14 protein-coding genes are annotated in these 12,787 nt (G+C 71.3%); 5 read left to right on the top strand and 9 right to left on the bottom strand.

What is annotated here, in order from left to right; genetic code table 11:
* The first annotated feature begins 50 nt into the window (after positions 1 to 50).
* Positions 51 to 791 (top strand): hypothetical protein, encoded by a 741-nt coding sequence (locus tag OG584_RS20355; protein ID WP_405779775.1) that lies wholly within the window; start codon positions 51 to 53, stop codon positions 789 to 791.
* A 108-nt stretch (positions 792 to 899) separates the two neighbouring features.
* Here OG584_RS20355 and OG584_RS20350 read toward each other — a convergent pair whose 3' ends face one another.
* Positions 900 to 3,266 (bottom strand): serine/threonine-protein kinase, encoded by a 2,367-nt coding sequence (locus OG584_RS20350; RefSeq protein WP_405779773.1) that lies wholly within the window; start codon positions 3,264 to 3,266, stop codon positions 900 to 902.
* 499 nt (positions 3,267 to 3,765) lie between these two features.
* On the opposite strand from OG584_RS20350, the gene OG584_RS20345 reads away from it, so the two are divergent.
* Positions 3,766 to 4,413 (top strand): TetR family transcriptional regulator, encoded by a 648-nt coding sequence (locus tag OG584_RS20345; RefSeq protein WP_405779772.1) that lies wholly within the window; start codon positions 3,766 to 3,768, stop codon positions 4,411 to 4,413.
* Positions 4,414 to 4,575: 162 nt separating this feature from the next.
* Here OG584_RS20345 and OG584_RS20340 read toward each other — a convergent pair whose 3' ends face one another.
* Positions 4,576 to 5,082 carry a nitroreductase family deazaflavin-dependent oxidoreductase gene (locus tag OG584_RS20340; RefSeq protein WP_405779770.1) on the bottom strand — a complete coding sequence of 169 codons (507 nt, stop codon included), beginning with the start codon at positions 5,080 to 5,082 and terminating at the stop codon, positions 4,576 to 4,578.
* Positions 5,082 to 6,251 (bottom strand): acyl-CoA dehydrogenase family protein, encoded by a 1,170-nt coding sequence (locus OG584_RS20335; protein WP_405779768.1) that lies wholly within the window; start codon positions 6,249 to 6,251, stop codon positions 5,082 to 5,084. Before OG584_RS20335 ends, OG584_RS20340 begins: the two co-directional genes overlap by 1 nt.
* A gap of 282 nt (positions 6,252 to 6,533) precedes the next feature.
* Between OG584_RS20335 and OG584_RS20330 the strand changes: the two genes are divergently transcribed.
* Complete coding sequence (locus OG584_RS20330; protein ID WP_405779766.1) at positions 6,534 to 7,721, top strand: thiolase C-terminal domain-containing protein; 1,188 nt, start codon at positions 6,534 to 6,536, stop codon at positions 7,719 to 7,721.
* A 99-nt stretch (positions 7,722 to 7,820) separates the two neighbouring features.
* On the opposite strand, the gene OG584_RS20325 is transcribed toward OG584_RS20330, so the two are convergent.
* From OG584_RS20325 to OG584_RS20310, 4 genes are all read right to left on the bottom strand, one after another.
* Entirely contained in the window at positions 7,821 to 8,192 is a 372-nt protein-coding gene (locus tag OG584_RS20325) for a winged helix-turn-helix domain-containing protein (protein WP_405779764.1), read from the bottom strand.
* Positions 8,189 to 8,698: a hypothetical protein gene (locus tag OG584_RS20320; RefSeq protein WP_405779762.1), complete on the bottom strand. Its 510-nt coding sequence runs from the start codon at positions 8,696 to 8,698 to the stop codon at positions 8,189 to 8,191. The genes OG584_RS20325 and OG584_RS20320 overlap by 4 nt, the downstream gene beginning before the upstream one ends.
* A 189-nt stretch (positions 8,699 to 8,887) precedes the next feature.
* Positions 8,888 to 9,127 carry a DUF397 domain-containing protein gene (locus tag OG584_RS20315; RefSeq protein WP_405779760.1) on the bottom strand — a complete coding sequence of 80 codons (240 nt, stop codon included), beginning with the start codon at positions 9,125 to 9,127 and terminating at the stop codon, positions 8,888 to 8,890.
* A complete protein-coding gene (locus OG584_RS20310) occupies positions 9,124 to 9,960 on the bottom strand; it encodes a Scr1 family TA system antitoxin-like transcriptional regulator (protein WP_405779758.1) in 837 nt (278 codons plus the stop codon). The genes OG584_RS20315 and OG584_RS20310 overlap by 4 nt, the downstream gene beginning before the upstream one ends.
* An 84-nt stretch (positions 9,961 to 10,044) precedes the next feature.
* Here OG584_RS20310 and OG584_RS20305 point away from each other — a divergent pair, with 84 nt between their 5' ends.
* Positions 10,045 to 10,458: a hypothetical protein gene (locus OG584_RS20305; RefSeq protein ID WP_405779756.1), complete on the top strand. Its 414-nt coding sequence runs from the start codon at positions 10,045 to 10,047 to the stop codon at positions 10,456 to 10,458.
* 54 nt (positions 10,459 to 10,512) lie between these two features.
* Positions 10,513 to 11,193, top strand: a complete 681-nt coding sequence (locus tag OG584_RS20300) for a pyridoxal 5'-phosphate synthase (RefSeq protein ID WP_405779754.1) — start codon at positions 10,513 to 10,515, stop codon at positions 11,191 to 11,193.
* Here the strand turns inward: OG584_RS20300 and lepB are convergent.
* Together lepB and OG584_RS20290 are read right to left on the bottom strand one after the other, a co-directional pair.
* A complete protein-coding gene (lepB, locus tag OG584_RS20295) occupies positions 11,142 to 11,822 on the bottom strand; it encodes a signal peptidase I (protein WP_405779752.1) in 681 nt (226 codons plus the stop codon). The two genes, OG584_RS20300 and lepB, sit on opposite strands and share 52 nt — an antisense overlap.
* 103 nt (positions 11,823 to 11,925) lie before the next feature.
* Positions 11,926 to 12,516, bottom strand: coding sequence for a GNAT family N-acetyltransferase (locus OG584_RS20290; protein ID WP_405779750.1), 591 nt, complete (start codon positions 12,514 to 12,516; stop codon positions 11,926 to 11,928).
* Between the last annotated feature and the right edge of the window lie 271 nt (positions 12,517 to 12,787).

Genomic DNA, 12,787 nt, shown 5'->3' with positions numbered 1-12,787 from the left:
TACCGGGACCCCGGCGTAGCGTCGAAGTCGAGATCCGTCGGAGGAGACCGATGATTATCCGCAATGTCCTTGGCTCCCTCGTCGCTCTCGTCGGGGCAGCGGCCGCCGTATTCAGCCCCTTCCGTAACTGGTACGACGGCCGCCACGGCAGCGAGTACCGCATCCAGGACCTGTTCAACGGCATCACGGCGACCAAGCCCGACGCGGGCGGCTCCATCCTGATCCCGTTCGCGTTCGCCGCGCTCGTCACCGTCGTCGGCATTCTGCTGCGCTCACGCCTGCTTGTGACGCTGGCGGGCCTGATCACGCTCGGCTTCACCGTGCTGTGGATGGTCCGCGTCGGCATCGCGCAGCACAGCCTCGCGATCAGCTCCAACGGCAGGGGGCTGGGGCTCGGCGTGGGCGACGCACTGGTCGGCGGGGTGCTGATGCTGCTGGGAGCGGGGCTCATGGGAGGACGGCGGGTGCGGGCGGCTGCCGCGCCGGAGGCCGTGCCCGCACCGGGGCCTGCGCCTGCGCCCGGACCGGGGGGCTCCGGGGCGTACGCGTACGGGTCCACGCCGCCGTACGGGACCCGCACGGCCGCCCCGTACGAGCCTCCTGCGGCTGCGCAGGCGTCGCCGATGGCCCAGCCGTACGAACCGGGCGCCGAGCACGACACGTTGTCGTTCAGTTCGGCTGATCTGCCTGCGGAGCTGACGGCTCCCGCGGAGCCGGGTGAGCCCGGAGCGCCGGGTGAGCCCGGCAGTCCCGGCGGCGGGGCCACACGGGCACGACCGTCCGGCGAGTGACGGGAGTGCCGGGTGCTTCGGGGACGCCGCCCCCGGAACGCCGCTACCCGGCCTCCCGGCCGCCGCCGGGAGGCGCCCGGGAGCGGCCATGATCCGCCCGGCCGGGCTTCAGTTGGCCCGGCCGGTCCCTGTCCCCTTGGCCGCGTCCAGGGCGTAGACGCAGCGGTCCTTGCTGCACGCGTAGACAACTCCCGCCCGCACCACGGGGGATCCGGTGATCTCGCCGCCCGTGGCCAGTTTCCAGCGGAGCTGGCCGCCGACCGCGTCCAGCGTGTACAGGCAGTGGTCCGCAGAGCCGAAGTGCAGTCGGCCGTCCGCCACCACCGGCGCTCCGACCACCTCGCCGCCCGCCGCGAACCGCCACTTGGGTGTGCCGGTCACCGCGTCCAGCGTGTAGAGCGCGCTTCCGCTGCCCACATGGATGCTGCCCTGTGCGACGAGGACCGGGTGGACGGACTGCCGGGACTCGGTGGCGATGCGCCAGCGGTCCTTCCCCGTCGTGGCGTCGATGGCGTACACCGTGCCCAGGTAGTCGGCGAGGTAGACGCCGCCGCCCGCCACCGCGGGCCCGGGGGCGAAGGCCGGGGCCGACAGGAAGACCGCGGGGGCCTCGAAGTGCCAGCGCACCCGGCCCGACGAGCGGTCGACCGACAGGACGCGGGTACCGGCGGCAACGTACACACAGCCGTCGTCGGCGGACGTCACCCGGACGGGCACACCTCCGCACGAGGCCGCGTCGCCCACCGGATACGACCAGAGTTCGGCGCCGGTACGGGGATCGAGCGCGAAGAGCCGGGCGTCCTTCCAGACGTACACGGTGTCACCGTGGATCGCGGGCCCGGACTCCGGCGTCTCGAAGTCCGTCTGGGCCCCGCCCAGCTCCCACAGCTTCTCGCCGTTGGAGGCCTCCCATGCCTGGACGCCGCCACCCCGGGTGCCGGTGACGACGGTGCCGCGCTCGGCCTGGAGGGAGTAGACCCAGGCCTCGGTCGACAGCCGCCAGAGGTCGGTGCCGTCCGTGCCGTCGAGGGCGTACAGCGTCGGCCCGTCGGAGGCGTGGATCCGGCCGCCCGACACGTCCATCGCCCACGCCACGTCCTTGGTCTTGAACTGGCGCCGCCCGCTGCCCACATCGAGGGCGTGCACCTCGAACGAGGTGACGTACAGCAGCTCGCCGTCGACCGCGGGGGACCCCCAGACGTCGTTCGACATACGGAAACGCCAGGGCCGCCAGCGCGCGGCAGCCTCGGCGGCCCGGGGCGGCGGCGGTGCGGCCGTCCGGGGCGCCGCCTGGGCGGCGTGCTGCCCGGCAGGGGGCCGGACCCAGCCGGTCGCGGGCCCGGCGGGCACAGCGGCGTGTGCGCGGGCCTCCGCGACGCGCGGCCCCGGACCGATCGGCACCTGGGCGCCGGCCAGCCGTACGGCCCCGTCCCGCCACCCGGAGTGCTGCTCCTGCTCCCGCTGGTCCGGGGCCTGCTGCGGTTGCTGATGGCGGGGCGGCGGCTGCCGGCGCGGTGGTGGCGGCTCGTACGCCGGTCTCGGCGGCGGTGAGGGGTTCGCCGGCCTCGGCACGGCGGGCGGACGGCCACCGCGCCGGGTCTCGATCATCGCGGTGGCGCGCGCCGGCAGCCATGCGGAGGCGGTGCCGCTGTCGTCACCACCCGACGCGAAGAGGTGCGGTGCCAGCTGCGCCTGGAGGTCCTCCGGGCTGGGGCGCTGGGTGAACTCCTGCTTCATGCACGCTTCGATCAGCGGCCTGAGCTCGTCGGGCAGGCCCTCCAGGTTGGGGCCCTCGCGCAGCAGCATGAACACCGTCTCGACCGGGTTCGCCCCGTGGAACGGCGCATGGCCGGTCGCCGCGAAGACCAGCGTCGACCCGAGCGAGAACACATCGCTCGCGCCCTTCACATTGCGTGAGTCCTTCGCCTGTTCCGGCGACATGTACGCGGGGGTGCCCACCGCGACGTTCGTCATGGTCAGCCGGGTGTTGGAGACGCCGGATGCGATACCGAAGTCGATGACGCGCGGCCCGTCCTCCACCACCAGCACGTTGGACGGCTTGAGGTCCCGGTGGACCAGCCCGGCACCGTGGATCGACTGCAGCGCCTCCGCGATCCCGGCGGCCAGCCAGCGCACCGCCTGGGCGGGCATCGGCCCGCACTCATTCACTATTTCCTCGAGAGAGGGCGCGGGGACGTACGCGGTGGCCAGCCAGGGCACGGCGGCCCGTGCGTCGGCGTCGACCACGGCAGCGGTGTAGAAGCCGCTGACGGCCCGCGCGGCCTCCACCTCGCGTGAGAAGCGGACACGGAACAGCTGGTCCTCGGCGAGCTCGGTCCGTACGGTCTTGATCGCCACGCGCCTGCCCGACGCCGAGCGCGCCAGATAGACGAGCCCCATACCGCCGGCCCCGAGCCGCCCGAGCACCTCGAACGGGCCGATCCGCCTCGGATCGTGCTGCGTCAGCTGCTCCATAACGCGCCTGCCACCTCCCCGTACGGGCCCCGGAGAAGGGGGTCCGCGAAATACAGCTGAGTTCAGCGTCTCACCACTGGGCACCACCCGGCGGTGCGCACCCCGATTGTTCCTGGCTGACGTGCTGGTTGCGAACCCGGGTGCGGATCGGGGTGTCTCACCGCGATCCGGACATGACGGCCCCTGTGGAGTGTGAGGGTCGTACAGGCCGGAGGGCCCGCTCTTGTACGGTGTGACCCGGGAAAATGTGGTGCCCGTCACATTTCGTCATGACCTCGACCGGCGTCACCCACAGGCGAAATCGGGCGATCGATCGAACAATTGCGCCATTAACCGGACAGGGCGCCCCGCGAGCCCCCTGCGGACCGAAGTTGTCCACGGAAGTTATCCACAGCCTGTTGATAACAATATCAATTCCACACGCCGCGCCATTCCCAGCCCGAACCCCATTTGCAGTCGGCCGAATCGCGCTCCGATCACCCCTCGGTAAGCTGACGGCATGACAGGACAAGTACGCACCGTCGACGGCCGCGTGGCCGGCCGACGAGGCCAGGCGACGCGGCAGAAGCTGCTCGACTGCCTCAGCGAGATGCTCAGCTCCTCGCCGTACCGGGACGTCAAGGTCATCGACGTGGCCCGGAAGGCTGGGACTTCGCCCGCGACCTTCTACCAGTACTTCCCGGATGTCGAGGGCGCCGTCCTCGAAATCGCCGAGGAAATGGCCAAGGAAGGCGCGGGGCTCACCGAGTTGGTCTCCGGCCGCTCCTGGGCCGGAAAGGCCGGATGGCAGACGGCCGAAGAACTCGTCGAGGGATTCCTCGACTTCTGGCGCCGCCACGACGCGATCCTCCGGGTCGTCGACCTCGGTGCGGCCGAGGGGGACAAACGGTTCTACAAGATCCGTATGAAGATCCTGAACTCCGTCACCAACTCCCTGACCGACTCGGTCAAGGAGCTCCAGGCCAAGGGCCGGGTCGACAAGGACGTCAGCCCCGCCGCGATGGCCGGCTCGCTGGTCGCGATGCTCGCCGCCGTGGCAGCGCACCAGAGGGGCTTCCAGACCTGGGGTGTGAAACAGGCCGAACTCCGCCCCAACCTGGCCCTGTTGGTCCACCTGGGCATCACGGGCAAGAAGCCGACGAAGTAACCGCTGGGCGCCACCACGTCCTTCGTCCTGTCGCGCAGACGGCGGATCACCGAGGTGGTCCGCCGTCCGTGTACCCGCAGCACGGAGCGCGGAGCAACGGGCGCGGAGCAACGAGCGCGGAGAGCACTCGGCGCACCCACGGGCCGCGGCCCGGCGTCCACCTCAGCGGCGCTCCAGCCTGAACAGCCGGATCTCCCGGTCCACTCTCGCCTGGTACGCGGCGTACGGCGGCCAGAAGGCGAGCGCAGCGGCCCACACACCCGCCCGCTCGTCGCCCTCCAGGAGCCGTGCCGTGACCTGGATGTCCTGACCCTTCCAGCTCACCTCGGCGTCCGGGTGGGCCATCAGGTTCGCCGTCCACGCGGGATGTCCGGGCCGCCCGAAGTTCGAGCCGACCAGGACCCAGGTACGGGGCCACGGGCCCTGCTCCCCACCGTCCGCCTGCGCCGCCCGCTCCGGCATGCACGCCAATGGCGTAACCCGGGGCAGACCGGTCCTCGCGCCTTTCGCCGTGAGGATCACCCCGGGCAGCATCTGCGCGCTGAGCAGCACTTTCCCCCGGGTCAGCCGGTGCACCGCACGGTCCATCGCCGGTACGACGTGCGGCGCGAACCGGGCGAACGCGCGTGTGGACGAAACCTTCTGCACCAGCCGGGTCCCGGGCGGCATCAGACCGCGACCGCCTCTCGGCCGGTGAAGAGCCCGGCGCGCTCCGCCGCGTGCGCGCGCAGTCCGTGCACCGGCCCGAACAGCAGCTCGTCCGACGACGCCCGCTTGAAGTACAGCTGGATGTCGTGCTCCCAGGTGAACCCGATCCCGCCGTGCAGCTGGACCGCTTCGGACGCCGCGCTCTGCAGCGCCTCAAGCCCCTGCGCAAGCGCCAGTCCGCCCGCCGCCGGGTCCCAGGAGGCGTAGTACGCGGCCGATCTCGCGGCCTGCACCTGCACATACAGTCCGGCCAGCCGGTGCTTCACCGCCTGGAACGACCCGATGGCCCGGCCGAACTGCTCACGCTCCTTGACGTACTCCACGGTCCGCTCCAGCGCCCGGTCGGCCGCGCCGACCGCCTCGGCGGCCAGTACGGCGGCGGCCACACAGCCGGTACGGGCCAGCGCCCCCGGCACATCGGCCTCGTCGCTCTCCCCGAGCAACTCCGCTTCGGTGTCCCTGAGTTCGATGCGAGCCTGCGGCCGGGTCGCGTCCAGCGCGGTCTGCCGCACCCGCGACGTGCCGGCCGCGTCGCCCCGTACGAGGAAGAGCAGCGTGCGGCTCCTGGCAAAGCCCCCGGTGTGCGCGGCCACCAGGAGAACCCCGGCACTGTGGCCGTCGAGCACCTGCTCCACCTGCCCGTACAGCCGCCACTTCCCGTCTGCGGGCCGCGCCTGCACACCACCGGCCCGGCCGCCGCCCGCCCAGTCCCCCGTGTTGACGCCGGTCAGTCCGAGTGCGGGTCCGAGCGGTGCGGCCAGGGTGGCGGTCAGCCCGCCGGAGGCCAGCCGGGGCAGCAGCCCGGCGCGCTGCGCCTGCGTGCCGAGCGCGGCGATCAGCGGTGCGGCGAGCGCGGCCGTCGCGAACAGCGGGGACGGCAGCAGCGCCCGCCCGGTCTCCTCACAGGCGAGCACGAGCTCGGCGGGGCCGCACCCCACTCCCCCGTACTCGGCGGCTATCGCGAGGCCGGGCAGCCCGAGCTGCTCGGCGAGGGCCCGCCAGAGCTCCCGGTCGTATCCGGCAGCGGTGCCCACCGCCGCCCTGGCGGCGTCCGGACCACAGCGTTTGCTCAGCAGTTCGCGCAGGGTACGGCGAATCTCGTCCTGCTCCGCGGTGAAGGCGGCATCCATGGGCGGGCCCCTCTCCTGATCTGACGGCGCGTCATACTAGATCCCGCCGCACCAGATGCACAGAGCCGGGATGCGTCGAGCAGGCACACGCGGAGCCGCAGAGCGGACGCACGCGGATTCCGTGCGCGCGAATCGGTGCACGCAAAGCCGGTGCACGCAAAGCCGGTGCACGCAAAGCCGGTGCACGCAAAGCCGGTGCACGCAGAGCCGGTTCACGCAGAGCCGATGAGTGCAGCACCGCTGCCGCTTGCCGCGGCGCCCATCTGATGTACCGTCAGATTTATGCCCTCTGTCATATCTGCCACGCCACGGCGCCGAGTCGCTGTCGCCGGTGTCTCCCTGTCGGACTGCGGCAAGGTCGACGACGCCACCCCCTACGCCCTGCACGCCCAGGCCGCCCGCCGGGCACTAGCCGACTCGGGCCTGAGCCGCGACCTGATCGACGGCTTCGGCTCGGCGGGCCTCGGCACCCTGGCCCCGGTGGAGGTAGCCGAATACCTGGGCCTGAAACCCACCTGGGTGGACTCCACCTCCGTCGGCGGTTCCACCTGGGAGGTGATGGCCGCGCACGCGGCGGACGCCATCGCCGCCGGCCACGCCAACGCGGTACTGCTGGTGTACGGCTCCACCGCACGCGCCGACATCAGGGCCAAGCGGCGCACGTCCAACCTGTCCTTCGGCGCGCGCGGCCCCCTCCAGTTCGAGGTGCCGTACGGCCACTCGCTGATCGCCAAGTACGCGATGGCCGCCCGCCGTCACATGCACGAGTACGGCACCACGCTGGAACAACTGGCCTCGGTGGCCGTCCAGGCTCGGGCCAACGCCGCCCACAACCCCGACGCGATGTACCGCACGCCGATCACCGTGGACGAGGTCCTGGCGGGCCCGATGATCGCGGACCCGTTCACCAAGCTGCACTGCTGCATCAGGAGCGACGGCGGCTGCGCGGTGCTGCTCGTGGCCGAGGAGTACGTACCGGACTGCGCGAAGGCACCGGTGTGGATACTCGGCGCCGGCGAACACGTCTCGCACACGACGATGTCCGAGTGGGACGACTTCACTGTCTCCCCTGCGGCAGTGAGCGGCCGGCTCGCCTTCGAGCGGGCCGGGGTCCGCCCTGCGGAGATCGACCTGGCCGAGATCTACGACGCCTTCACCTATATGACGCTGGTGACCCTGGAGGACCTGGGGTTCTGCGCGAAGGGGGAGGGTGGCGCCTTCGTCGAGGAGGGGCGGCTGCTGCACGACGGCGACCTCCCGGTGAACACGGACGGCGGCGGTCTCTCGGCCTGCCATCCGGGCATGCGGGGACTGTTCCTGCTGGTCGAGGCGGTACGGCAACTGCGCGGCGAGGCGGGCGAAGGGCGCCAGGTGCACAAGGCGGGCGGCCGGCTGCCGGAGCTGGCGGTCGCTTCGGGGACGGGCGGCTGGTTCTGCTCGTCGGGGACGGTCGTGCTGGGGCGGGGATAGCCGGGGCCCCGCCCGGCGCGCAGGCCGCCGGGCGGGAAGGGGGTCGGACGGCCGGGTGATCCCGGACTGCGCCCCGAAGCGCTCAGGGCATCCGGAGGATCAGGACAGAGGGGCTCTCGGCGCGGCCGGTCGGGCCTGTGCGCTCGCACCGGCGTCCTGGGCCGCGGCGACGATGCCCTGCAACGCTGCGATGTGCTGTTCCAGGGCGAGTTCCCCGGTACCGGTGAGGGAGAGCCAGGTACGCGGGCGCTTGCCGACATGGCCCTTGCGGACCTCGATGTATCCGACGGCCTCCAGGGCCGACGCCGTCTTGCTCAGGACCGAGTCGGACACCTGGCAGTGGTCACGCACCGCCGCGAACTCGGCTTCGTCACAGGCGTAGAGGAAGGCCGCGACGGCCAGCCGAGTGGGGTTGTGGAGCGCCTCGTCGAGAGCGGCCGCTCCACTCGGCGGGGGCGGTTCGGTGGTCACACCCGTGCCTGCAACTGCCGCCGCACCACGATGTTGCGCCATGCGCTCAGGGCGCACAGGGCGACGAACACGGCCGCAGCCCCGACGAGGTTGGTGGTGAGCGTCCCGGACGCCAGGTTCCAGCACAGGGCTCCCGCCCCGCCTGCGATCAGGAGGAGGGCCACGGCAGTGATCCGCCGCGTCCCGGGCGCCGAACCGAACACCGTGGTCTCGTAGAGCTTGACGCCCGTGCTCCGCCTCCGGGCCCTGACGAGGGTGAGCGCCGCCAGCAGCATCAGGACGGTCGGGACCAGTACCCACGGGCTGTGCGCGTCCGCAGCCGCCCGCCCCGCGAAGAAGAAGACCGCGATGACGGCCGCGTACACCGGCCCGAACCAGGCAGGCGCGTTCCGGGCCTGGAGGCGGGCCCGGGTCTGGGCCGCCTCGACATCCCGCAGAGTGCTTGCCGCCGCGTCGGCCGACGGCACGGCAGCGGATGAGTATGCGTCGGCAGTGCTCTGTTCCATCACGCGCTCCAGGTCCCCGCCGGAATCTTGACCGGCCGCCGCTTGCCACGATGCCACATACTTTCCACGATGGAAAGTGGATGGCGGAGGGACTGATGGCGGCCGGTCACGGACGCGCGGGCGACCCGCGAACGCCATGGTCACGACGAACGCCATGGTCTAGACGGCACGGAGACCACCACCCTGTGATCAGCCCGGCAGCTGCTCCACGAAGGCGGTCCAGGCGGCGGGGGCAACCGTGAAGGTCGGGCCGTCGGGAACCTTGGAGTCCCGGAGGTGCACGGTGCGGGGGTGGGCTGCCACCTCGACGCAGTTACCGCCCTCGTTGTTGCTGTAGCTCGACTTGCGCCAGTCGCAGGCGATCTCGATGCACGCCCCGCCCTCATTGCTGCTGTAGCTGCTCTTGAACCACATCAGTTCGCTGCTCATAGCTGATCCGCCATCCTCTCGATCAGTTCTGCCGACTCCCAGGGCGTGAGCGCCTGGGCCCGCAACATCCCGAAGCGGTCGATCAGTTGGTTGACCTGCTGCGGCTTTGAGATCAACGTACCCCCCGTCTGGCCTTCGTCGTAGGCCCAATTACGCCCGTCCGGTGTACTGGCCAGCTGAAACGGGCCGTGCAGCCCCGCGTGCGCAGTTCTCTTCGTCGGCATCACCTGCACCATCAGATGGTTCATCGCCTGCATGCACTTCAGTACGTGCAGCAATTGGTTACGAAGCGCTGTCCGCCCTCCGATGGGACGCTCAAGTACCGACTCCTCGATCACGAACGCCACGATCGGCAGTGGGTCACGTGTCAGAACCGCCTGCCGTTCCAGCCTCGCCTCGACGTTCTTCTCGATCTCCGCCTCGGAGAGTTGTGGAACGCGCTCCTCGTACAGCGCCTGGATGTACTCCTCGGCCTGGAGCAGACCTGGAAACGTCATGTTCTCGTACGCACTGACGCTGGACGCGACCTTCTCCAGCCGCACCCACCCCACGAACGTGCGCGGGTACTTCTCGTCCTCCATCAGCGGGATACAGGAGGTGAGCGCGCCCCGCGCGTCCAGCACTCCGTCGGCGTCCTTGAGGAAGCTCGTCGTCGGGATGCGCTCGCCCCGTTCGTACGCCCCGGCCAGGGATTCCGAGATGAGCAGACGGTCACCGACGTCCTGTCTCGTCAGACCCGCCCGGGAGCGGAAGTTCCTGATCAGGTCACCTACATGCTTGCGCGCCGGGGACGGCTGCGCCGCGTTCACGTCACTCGGCTTGCTGACCGCCACAAGATCACCCTGCCTCTCCACATCCCCCCGATGTGCACCACATTCCTCTGGTCACGCTACGCAATCATGCCGATGCTCGTAGGTATGACGACCGAAAACCTCCCCGCCTGGGTACCCGCATCGGGGCATCAACTCCGGCTCACCGGCATTCACTTCGATGCCATCCGAGTCCGAGGGGTACGCGGCGAGGCCGTACTGCACCATCTCGCCACACTCACCGACGGGCTGCCTGGCCCCGTCGTACGCGAAGTCGCCGGGGGCCGGTGGACGTACTTCCTGATTCCGCCGGGTTCCTCGCACGACTTCGACTGGCCGCCGGGGGCCACCTGCTTCGGGCCCTCCGCACGCGACCAGTACGTGGGGGTTCCCGCGCCCGACGGCAACACGTATCCGCTGCACTGGCGCTGCGATCCGCCAGTGGAGGGGAAGTTCGTGGACCCGGAGCTGCTGCACGCGGTGATCACGGCGCAGCTGTGCCGGAATCCGGACCGGGAGTAGCGGGGGGCATCGACAGTCCCGTCCGGATTGCTCGGCTCGGTCCACAATGGCCCCATGAACCCCACCGCCGAGGACGACGCCGCCTTCACGGACTTCCTGCACACGCTGCGCGTCTGGGATCTGCCCGAACTGCCCCGCTTCGACCCGGACACCGCCCCCGACGCGCCTCTCCCGCTCTTCCGCGAGTGGCTGCGGTCCGCGTCGGCCGCCGGGCAGCCCGAGCCGCACTCCATGACGCTCGCGACCGCCGATGCCGACGGCCGGCCCGATGTGCGGACGCTGATGCTGCACGGCGCGGATGCGCGCGGCTGGCACTTCGCCTCGCACTCCGGGAGCGCCAAGGGCCGCCAGCTGGCGGCTCGCCCGGTGGCCGCGCTCGGCTTCTACTGGGCGGCGCAGGCCCGACAGGTCCGGGTGCGCGGACCGGTGACGGCCGCTCCGGCAGCCGAGAGCCAGGCGGATCTGCACGCCCGCTCGACCGGCGCGCTGGCTTCAGCACTCACCGGGCGGATGAGCGATGTGCTGGGGTCGCCGGTCGAGCTGGAGCAGGCGTCGACCGAGGCCTGGGAGCGGGCTCAGGCCGATCCGGAGACGCCGGTTCCGTCCTGGACCCGGTACGTGCTCGAACCGGTCGAGGTCGAGTTCTTCCAGGGCGATTCACGCAGGCGCCATGTGCGGCTGCGCTACCGGCGTACGGAGGGCCGCGACTGGACGCGCGAGCTGCTCTGGCCGTAACGCGTCGTCGCGGCCAGCCACCGGCGGCGGACCACCCGGCCCGCCAGCCCGAACCCGGCGCCGGCCAGTGCGAGCAGCGTGCCGGTGAGGACGCCCGCGCCGAGCAGCAGCGGCATGGCCGGGTTGTCGATGATCCGGCCGCGGACCGCCCGCACCGGCAGGGTGCCCGCCTGATCGGCCATGAAGTGCCGGGAGTCCAGCGAAAGGCCTCGGTTGTCGCCGAGGGTGAACATCCGGCCGGGCGGCACGAGGACGTCGTACGCGTCCGACCCGCCCTCGTCCCCTTCGTTGAGGTAGGGCTCGTCAAGCGGTTCGCCGTTGAGCGCCAGCTGCTTTCCGTCGAAGACGAGGTGGTCACCGCCGAGCGCGATGACGCGCTCCAGGACGTCGGCGCCGTCGTAGCGGTCGGGCGTACGGAAGAGCACGACATCACCGTGGTGCAGGCCGCCGCCGTCGTTCTTCTCGATGGCCACCCGGTCGCCCCTGGCGTACGCCGGGACCATCGAGTCGCTCGTCACGCCGACCGACTCGTACCCACGGAACCCCCAGAGGGCGGCGGCGGCCAGGAGTGCGACGCCCAGAGCGCCCAATATCCACCCAGTGACCGTCAGTCCACGCCCATCACGCATACCGGACCTCCTTCGTCGTCTGTTCCTGCGTACGGACCCCCGGGATCGTTACCCGATAAATACGGAATGCCCTCGTCCGGTCACTCTCGGGTGCCGCGGCCGGTCACCGGGACCGGGGAAGAACGGTTCCGGGGTCCGGGTACGGGTCCGTGGCCAGCCGGGCGTGCAGGTGCGAGTCCCGGTAGGTGCCGGGCTGCTGCGCCCGGTGCATTCCGTCGCGACGGGTGCCCTCGTACGCGTAACCGCAGCGCTCCGCGACCCGGCAGGACGTGGTGTGCTCGACGGCGTGGCCCAGTTCGATGCGGTGCATGCCCTCCTGCTCGAAGGCCCAGCGGGTGCAGAGTTCCAGCGCGCGGGTGGCGATGCCGCGGCCGCGCAGACCGGGCAGCACCCAGTAGCCGACCACTGCCCGGCACATGTGGCGGTTGATGGCGGCGAGCCCGACACTGCCGACGATCGCGCCGTCCTCAACGACGGCGTACTGCGCGAGGTCCCCGCGAACCCAGCCGTCGCTGCGGTTCGTGATCGCGGTCCGGGCCCCGGCCAGGTCGGTGACAGGGCGGGCGGGGGTGTTCCAGCGCAGGAATTCGGGGTCGGTGAAACCCCGCAGCAGCGCGTCGGCGTCCGCCACATCCCACGCGCGCAGGCTCAGGCCGAAGCCGTGCACCTCCGGCTGGGTCCGTATGTCGGTCATGCGGCTATTCAACACGCGGGGGATCGCGGAGGTACGAGGGGGCGGACTTCGCCGGGTAACGACCGGTCCGCGATTGGCGCCGGCCGGAGTGCGCAGCGGTTGCCGCGGCGGCCGGAGGCCACGAAGCCCCACACCGCCGGCAGCGGGCGGTGCTGGTCACCCTCCAAGAGCGCGTCCGGCCGTTGTCACGTCACGGCTGTCGCGGCACGACCCGGAGCGGACAGCATCGCGGATCTCGCCGTCGGCCGCCGCCTCTGTCTGCCTGCTCCCC

It is taken from the genome of Streptomyces sp. NBC_00859 (assembly GCF_045161865.1).
Taxonomy (GTDB): Bacteria; Actinomycetota; Actinomycetes; order Streptomycetales; family Streptomycetaceae; genus Streptomyces.
The sequence above is the reverse complement of the archived record's forward strand: the minus strand, read 5'-3'. Positions and strand labels throughout refer to the sequence as shown.

Excerpts from the sequence above, each read along its gene's own strand:
- lepB (WP_405779752.1), bottom strand. The coding sequence starts at position 11,822 with ATGCGTGATGGGCGTGGACTGACGGTCACTGGGTGGATATTGGGCGCT.
- OG584_RS20345 (WP_405779772.1), top strand. The coding sequence starts at position 3,766 with ATGACAGGACAAGTACGCACCGTCGACGGCCGCGTGGCCGGCCGACGA.
- OG584_RS20340 (WP_405779770.1), bottom strand. The coding sequence starts at position 5,082 with ATGCCGCCCGGGACCCGGCTGGTGCAGAAGGTTTCGTCCACACGCGCG.
- OG584_RS20320 (WP_405779762.1), bottom strand. The coding sequence starts at position 8,698 with ATGGAACAGAGCACTGCCGACGCATACTCATCCGCTGCCGTGCCGTCG.
- OG584_RS20300 (WP_405779754.1), top strand. The coding sequence starts at position 10,513 with ATGAACCCCACCGCCGAGGACGACGCCGCCTTCACGGACTTCCTGCAC.
- OG584_RS20290 (WP_405779750.1), bottom strand. The coding sequence starts at position 12,516 with ATGACCGACATACGGACCCAGCCGGAGGTGCACGGCTTCGGCCTGAGC.
- OG584_RS20350 (WP_405779773.1), bottom strand. The coding sequence starts at position 3,266 with ATGGAGCAGCTGACGCAGCACGATCCGAGGCGGATCGGCCCGTTCGAG.
- OG584_RS20355 (WP_405779775.1), top strand. The coding sequence starts at position 51 with ATGATTATCCGCAATGTCCTTGGCTCCCTCGTCGCTCTCGTCGGGGCA.
- OG584_RS20330 (WP_405779766.1), top strand. The coding sequence starts at position 6,534 with ATGCCCTCTGTCATATCTGCCACGCCACGGCGCCGAGTCGCTGTCGCC.
- OG584_RS20315 (WP_405779760.1), bottom strand. The coding sequence starts at position 9,127 with ATGAGCAGCGAACTGATGTGGTTCAAGAGCAGCTACAGCAGCAATGAG.
- OG584_RS20335 (WP_405779768.1), bottom strand. The coding sequence starts at position 6,251 with ATGGATGCCGCCTTCACCGCGGAGCAGGACGAGATTCGCCGTACCCTG.
- OG584_RS20305 (WP_405779756.1), top strand. The coding sequence starts at position 10,045 with ATGACGACCGAAAACCTCCCCGCCTGGGTACCCGCATCGGGGCATCAA.